Source organism: Streptomyces filipinensis (assembly GCF_014649495.1).
In the GTDB taxonomy this organism is placed as follows: domain Bacteria; phylum Actinomycetota; class Actinomycetes; order Streptomycetales; family Streptomycetaceae; genus Streptomyces; species Streptomyces filipinensis.
On record NZ_BMTD01000047.1, the window covers coordinates 1 to 7,703 of the forward strand.

At 71.2% G+C, this 7,703-nt stretch carries 1 protein-coding gene; it reads left to right on the forward strand.

The window, feature by feature from the left end:
* Positions 1-30: 30 nt before the first annotated feature.
* Positions 31-7,703, forward strand: a 7,673-nt coding sequence (locus IE244_RS41230; protein WP_191878715.1) for a non-ribosomal peptide synthetase, incomplete at its 3' end; no start/stop codon positions are given.

Below are 7,703 nucleotides of genomic sequence, written 5' to 3' on the forward strand. Positions count from 1 at the left end.
CGGCGTCTGGCGGATGGTTCGCTGGACTTTTTGGGTCGTATCGACAAGCAGGTCAAGGTCCGTGGTTACCGGATCGAGCTCGGCGAGATCGAGGCCGCCCTGCGCGGTCACAGTGCCCTCCGTGACGCGGTCGTCGTCGCCCGCGAGGGCCAGGACGGCGAGAAGTCCCTGGTCGCGTACGTGATCGCGGAGACCGCTGTACAGGCGGAGGAGCTGCGCGTCCACCTCGGCACGAGCCTGCCGGACTACATGGTTCCGGCCGCGTACGTGACGCTGGACGCGATTCCGCTGACGCCGAACGGCAAGCTCGACCACCGCGCCCTCCCGGCCCCGGACGAGACTGCGTTCTCGGTGAGCCGGTACGTGGCCCCCCGCACCCCCGTGGAGGAACGTCTCGCCGCGATCTGGTCGGAAGTCCTCGGCCTGGAGCGGGTGAGCATCGAGGACAGCTTCTTCGACCTCGGCGGCGACTCCATCCGAGCCGTCCGCCTCGTCGGCGAGATCCGCTCCGGCGGCTACGAGGTGTCGGTGCGCGATGTCTTCGAGTTCCGCAGCATCGCGGAGCTCGCGGGCCGGCTGTCGGGACAGACGGCCGGTGAGTCGCTGATCGCCGCGGTGGAGCCGTTCGCGCTGATCAGCGACGAGGACCGGGCCGCGCTGCCCGACGACGTGGTGGACGCCTACCCGCTGTCCCAGCTCCAGACCGGCATGCTCGTCGAGATGCTCAAGGCCGGCGAGCTGCACACGTACCACAACCTCACGTCGTTCCGGATTCCCGACGAGGCCGAGTTCTCCCTGCCGGCGCTGCGCCGGGCCGTGGAGACCGTGGTGCGGCGTCACGACATGCTGCGCACCTCGATGCACCTGAGCGGCTACACGCAGCCGCTGCAGCTGGTGCACGCCACGGCCGACGTGCCGGTCACGATGCACGACTGGCGTGGCCTGGACGCCGGGGAACTCGACCGCGCCCGGCGCGCGTACGCCGAGCAGGAGTGGGCGGACGGCTTCGACCTCGCCACCGCACCGCTCATGCGGCTCTCCGTGCAGCTGGAGGAGGAGGGAGCCTGGCGGCTCACCATCAGCCACTGCCACGCGATCACCGAGGGCTGGAGCTACCACTCCATGCTGATGGAGATCCAGGCCTGCTACCGGCAGATCCGCGACGGACAGGAGCCGGCCGCCGTCGAGCCCCTCGCCGTGCGCTACGCGGACTTCGTCGCGGCCGAGCTGGCGTCGCTCGCCGACCCCGAGGACCGCGCGTTCTGGCAGGACGTCGTGGCCGGGCACGCACCGCTCCGGCTTCCCGACACCTGGGCCGACGAGCGCGGCACCGCCGCCGAATACCACCGCCAGTACGTCCCCTACCACGATGTGGAGGAGGGCCTGCGGCGGCTGGCCGGCCAGGCCAAGGCGTCGCTGAAGAGCGTCCTGCTGGCGGCGCACCTGAAGGTGCTGAGCACGCTGACGCCCGAGGACGCCTTCCACACCGGTGTGGTCTACCACGGCCGGCTGGAGGCCCCGGACGCCGAGCGCGTCCTGGGCATGCACCTCAACTCCCTCCCGTTCCCGGCGGTCCGTCCCACCGGCACTTGGCGCGGGCTGGTGGAACAGGTGTACGCACAGGAAGCCGAGATCTGGACGCACCGCCGCTACCCGCTCCCCGCGATCCAGCGGGACCTGGGCGAAGGCGACCGGCTGCTCTCGGTGCTGTTCGAGCACCAGAACTTCCACCAGGTCGACGAGGACGACGTGGACATCGACGCCACGCTGAACTCGTCCCCGAACGAGTTCGCCCTCAGCGCGGTGGCGCGCGGCGGCCACATCAACCTCGGCACGTCGACCGACGTCATCAGCCGGGCGGACCTGGCGCGCCTCGCCTCGATGTACCGGTCCGTGCTGGAGGCCATGGCCGCCGATCCCGCGGGAGACGCGTCCGCGGCATGCCTCCCGGACGCCGAGTTCGAGCGGCTGACGCAGGAGTGGAACGCCACGACCGAATTCCCGGTCGACGCAAGCGTCCATGGTGTGTTCTCCCGGCAGGCGGCCCGGACACCGGACAGCGTCGCGCTGGTGTGCGGTGACCGTGCGCTGACCTATGCGGAGGTGAACGAGCGGGCCAACCGCCTCGCCCACCACCTCCGGGCCCTGGGGGCCGGCCCGGAGACGCTCGTCGGCGTCTCGCTGGAACGCGGCATCGACCTGGTGCCGACGCTCCTCGGCGTCCTCAAGTCCGGTGCCGCGTACGTGCCGCTCGACCCGGTGAACCCGGACGACCGGCTGGCGTACATCGTCGATGACGCCGCCGCACCGATCGTGGTGACCCACTCCGATCTCGTGGACCGGGTGGCCGGGTACTTCGACGGTGAGCTGGTGGTCGTCGACGGCGAGCGGGACGCGGCGGCGATCGCGGCCCGCCCGGCCGGCGACCCGGTGGAGACCAGCGGGCCGGACAGCCAGGTCTACGTCATCTACACCTCGGGATCGACGGGCCGGCCCAAGGGCGTGAGCCTGACCCACGCCAACGTGCTGCGTCACTTCGACGCTACCGCCGACCAGCTCGGATTCTCCGGCTCCGACGTGGTGACCCAGTCCCACTCCTACGCGTTCGACGTGTCGGTCTGGGAGATGTGGGGCGCCCTGCTGCACGGCGGCCGCCTGGTGGTCGTGCCGACCGAGATCAGCCGCTCCCCCCGTGACTTCCTGGACCTGCTGGTTCAGGAGGGCGTCACGGTGCTGCTGCAGACCCCGACGGCCTTCCGGGCCCTGGCCGCCATGGCCGGCGACGGCGACCCGCGCTTCGACCGGCTGGACCTGCGGCTGGTGTGCTTCGGCGGCGAGAAGGTCGAACTCTCCGAGCTGCAGCCGTGGGTGGAACGCCTGGGCCTCGACCGGCCCGCGCTGCTGAACCTGTACGGGCCGACCGAGACGACCATGCACGCCGCATACCGTCGCCTCACCGCCGAGGACTTCGGCCGCCCCGGACGCAGTAACATCGGTGAGCCGCTGCGTGACCTGCGGATGCACCTCCTGGACGCGGCCGGCCGACTGGTACCGGTCGGCGTACCGGGTGAGATCTACGTCGGTGGTCCGAGCCTCGCGCGCGGCTACCTCGACCGTCCCGCGCTGACGGCCGAGCGGTTCGTCCCCGACCCCTTCGGCCCCGCCGGCGCACGGCTGTACCGCACCGGCGACCTGGCGCGGCGTCTGCCGGACGGGTCGCTGGACTTCCTCGGCCGGGTCGACAGCCAGGTCAAGGTCCGCGGCTACCGCATCGAGCTGGGCGAGATCGAGGCCGCGCTGCGCACGCACCACGCCGTGCGCGACGCCGTGGTGATCGCCCGCGCGGACGAGGCGGGAGACAAGTCCCTCGTCGCCTACGTCGTGCCCGAGGGAGCCGTCGACGCCGAGCAGATCCGCACGCACCTGGTCACCGGCCTGCCGGACTACATGGTTCCGGTCGCCTACGTGACGCTGGACGCGATCCCGCTGACCAGCAACGGCAAGCTCGACTACCGCGCCCTCCCGGCCCCGGACGCGACCGCGTTCTCGGCGAGCCGGTACGTGGCGCCGCGCACCCCGCTGGAGGAGCGGCTGGCCGCCATCTGGTCGGAGGTGCTCGACGCCCGCCAGGTCGGCGTCGAGGACAACTTCTTCGACCTCGGCGGCGACTCCATCCGAGCCGTCCGCCTGGTCGGTGCGCTGCGCGCCGCCGGCTACGAGGTGTCGGTGCGTGACGTGTTCGGGTACCGCAGCATCGCGGAGCTCGCGGGCCGGCTGTCGGGACAGGCGGCGGGCGAGTCGCTGATCGCCGCGGTCGAGCCGTTCGCGCTGATCAGCGACGAGGACCGGGCCGCGCTGCCCGACGACGTCGTGGACGCCTACCCGCTCTCGCAGCTCCAGACCGGCATGCTCGTCGAGATGCTCTCCGCCGGCCAGACGGGCGGGAACCTCTACCACAACATCAACTCGTTCCGGATTCCCGACGAGGCCGAGTTCTCCCTGCCGGCGCTGCGCCGGGCCGTGGAGACCGTGGTGCGGCGTCACGACATGCTGCGCACGTCGATGCACCTGAGCGGCTACACGCAGCCGCTGCAGCTGGTGCACGCCACGGCCGACGTGCCGGTCACGATGCACGACTGGCGCGGGCTGGACGCCGGGGAACTCGACCGCGCCCGGCGCGCGTACGCCGAGCAGGAGTGGGCGGACGGCTTCGACCTCGCCACCGCACCGCTCATGCGCATCTCCGCGCACGTCGAGGAGAACGGAGCCTGGCGGCTCACCATGAGCAACTGCCACGCGGTCTCCGAGGGGTGGACGCTCAACACCCTGATGATGGAGATCGTGGAGTGCTACAAGGCTCTGCGCGAGGAGGGCGAACCGCCCGCCTACCAGGCGCCTTCGGTGCGCTACGCGGACTTCGTCGCGGCCGAGCTGACGTCGCTCACCGATTCCGAGGACCGCTCCTACTGGCAGGACGTCACCGCCCGCCACGTTCGCTTCGAGCTCCCGGCCACCTGGGCCGGCGAACACGGCACGGCCGAGGAGGGACACGGCGCCCGCGTCTCGTTCGCCGACCTCGAGGAGGGCCTGCGGCGGCTGGCCGGCCAGGCCAAGGCGTCGCTGAAGAGCGTCCTGCTGGCGGCGCACCTGAAGGTGCTGAGCACGCTGACGCCCGAGGACGCCTTCCACACCGGTGTGGTCTACCACGGCCGGCTGGAAGCCCCGGACGCCGAGCGCGTGCTGGGCATGCACCTGAACACCGTGCCGTTCCCTGCGGTCCGTCCGACCGGCACATGGCGCGGGCTGGTGGAGCAGGTGTACGCCCGGGAAGCCGAGATCTGGGACCGCCGCCGCTACCCGCTGCCCGCCATCCAGCGGGACACGGGCAGCAACCAGCGCCTGATCACCACGCTCTTCGACCACCAGGACTTCTACCAGGTCGACGCCGAGGCGGTGGACACCGACGGCGGCCTGAACGAGGGCCGCAACGAGGCCGCGCTCAGTGTGGTGGCATCGGGCCGGCACATCCAGCTGGCCACCAGCACCGACGCGATCAGCAGGGACAACCTGGAGCGCCTCGCCTCGATGTACCGCACGGTGCTGGAGGCCATGGCCGCCGACCTCGACGGCAGCGCCACCGCGCCCTGCCTGCCCAAGGACGAGCGCGCCCGGCTGCTGACCGAGTGGAACACCACCGTCGAGGAGCCCGTCGACGGCTTCGTCCACGGCGTCTTCGCCGAACGGGCCGCCTCGGCACCGGACGCCGTCGCGGTGACCTTCGGCGCGACGGAGCTCACGTACCGGCAGGTCAACGAGCGGGCCAACCGACTCGCCCGTCACCTGCGCAAGCTCGGAGCGGGCCCGGACACGCTGATCGGTGTCTCGCTGGAGCGGGACATCGACCTCGTCCCCACACTGCTCGGCGTCCTCAAGTCCGGCGCGGCCTACGTGCCGCTCGACCCGACCAACCCGACCGACCGCCTGGCGTACATCCTCGACGACGCGGACACACCGATCCTGATCACCCGGGCCGAGCACGTGCCCACGTTCGCCGACATCTACGACGGCGACCTGGTCCTCCTCGACGCCGACGACGACCGTGACGCGATCGACGCCCAGCCCGCCGACGACCCGACCCCGCTCGGCACGCCCGACAACCTGATGTACGTCATCTACACCTCCGGCTCCACCGGGAAGCCGAAGGGCGTCACGCTGACCCATGCGAACGTCCTGCGGATGTTCGCGGCCATCCGCGAGCAGATGAACTTCACCAGGGACGACGTCGTCACGCAGTCGCACTCCTACGCCTTCGACTTCTCCGTGTGGGAGATGTGGGGCGCACTGCTCCACGGCGGCCGACTGGTGATCGTTCCGCCGGAGGTCAGCCGTTCCCCCGAGGACCTCCTCGATCTGCTCGTCTCCCAGCAGGTCACCGTCCTGTGCCAGATCCCCTCGGCGTTCCGCGCCCTCGCGGCCATGGCCGGCGAGGCGGACACCCGGATCGACCGGCTCGCCCTGCGCGCCATCGTGTTCGGTGGCGAGAAGCTGGAGATCACCGAACTGCGGCCGTGGGTCGCCAGGACCGGGCTGGACCGGACGGCGCTGGTCAACCTGTACGGCCCGACCGAGATCACGGTGCACTGCACCTTCCACGAACTCGTCGCGGACGACTTCGAGCACCCGTCCAGGAGCCACCTCGGCCACCGGATCGCCGACCTCAGCGTCCATGTGCTGGACGCCCGGCAGCAGCTGGTGCCCGTCGGCGTGCCGGGCGAGATCTACGTGGGAGGCCCCGGCCTCGCCCGCGGCTACCTCGGCCGTCCGGGACTGACGGCCGAGCGGTTCGTCCCCGACCCCTTCGGCCCCGCCGGCGGGCGGCTGTACCGCACCGGTGACCTGGTGCGGCGTCTGCCGGACGGGTCGCTGGACTTCCTCGGCCGGGTCGACAGCCAGGTCAAGGTCCGCGGCTACCGCATCGAGCTGGGTGAGATCGAGGCCGCGCTGCGCACGCACCCGGCGGTCCGCGAGGCCGTCGTCACCGCCCCGGCCACGGACGAGGGCGAGAAGTCCCTCGTCGCCTACGTGGTCGGCGGCGACGAGGCGCCCTCGGCCGGCGAACTGCGCGAGCACATGAGCGCGACGCTGCCCGCGTACATGATTCCCGCGGCCTTCGTCAGCCTCGACGCCATCCCGCTGATCAGCGGCGGCAAGATCAACTACCGGGCGCTGCCGGCGCCCGACCGCGCGGCCTACGACGCCAGCCGGTACGTGGCACCGCAGACCCCCGTGGAAGAGCGGCTGGCCGCGATCTGGTCGGAGGTGCTCGGCGTCCGCCAGGTCAGCGTCGAGGACAGCTTCTTCGACCTCGGCGGTGACTCCCTCCGCGCCGTCCGCCTCGTCGGTGCGATGCGCACCGTCGGGTACGACGTGTCGATCCCGGACGTCTTCGAGTACCGCACCATCACCGCCCTGGCGGCTCAGCTCTCCGGCCACGAGGCGGGCCGGTCGCTGATCGACGCGGTGGCCCCGTTCGCCCTGATCGGCGACGAGGACCGCGCGGCGATCCCGGCGGGCGTGGTCGACGCCTACCCGCTGTCACAGATCCAGACCGGCATGCTGGCCGAGACCATGGCCGCCGAGCCCGGCGGCCGGGCCGTCTACCACAACCTCAACTCCTTCAGGATCCGCGACGACCAGCCGTTCTCGCTGACGGCTCTCCAGGAAGCGGTGGACATCGTGGTCCGCCGGCACGACATCCTGCGCACGTCGATGCACCTGAGCGGCTACGCCCAGCCGATGCAGCTGGTCCACGAGGCAGTCGACTACCCGGTCACCCTCCGGGACCTGCGCGGCCTGGACGACCAGGAACAGGAACGCCTCAGGCGGGAGTTCGTCGCCCAGCAGCACGCGGTCGTCTTCGACCTGACGACGGCCCCTCTGCTGCACATATCCGCGCTCGTCGACACCGACGACGCGTGGCGGCTCAACTTCACCTACCACCACGCCATTTCGGAGGGGTGGAGCTACAACGCCCTGATGATGGAGATCGTGGAGTGCTACCAGCACCTGCGCAACGGTCGTGAGCTGCCCGAGTACGAGGCGCCTTCGGTCCGTTACGCGGACTTCATCGCGGCGGAGCTGGAGTCGCTGGGCAGCGACGCGGACCGGTCCTTCTGGCGGGGTGTGGTGGAGGAGCACGCGCC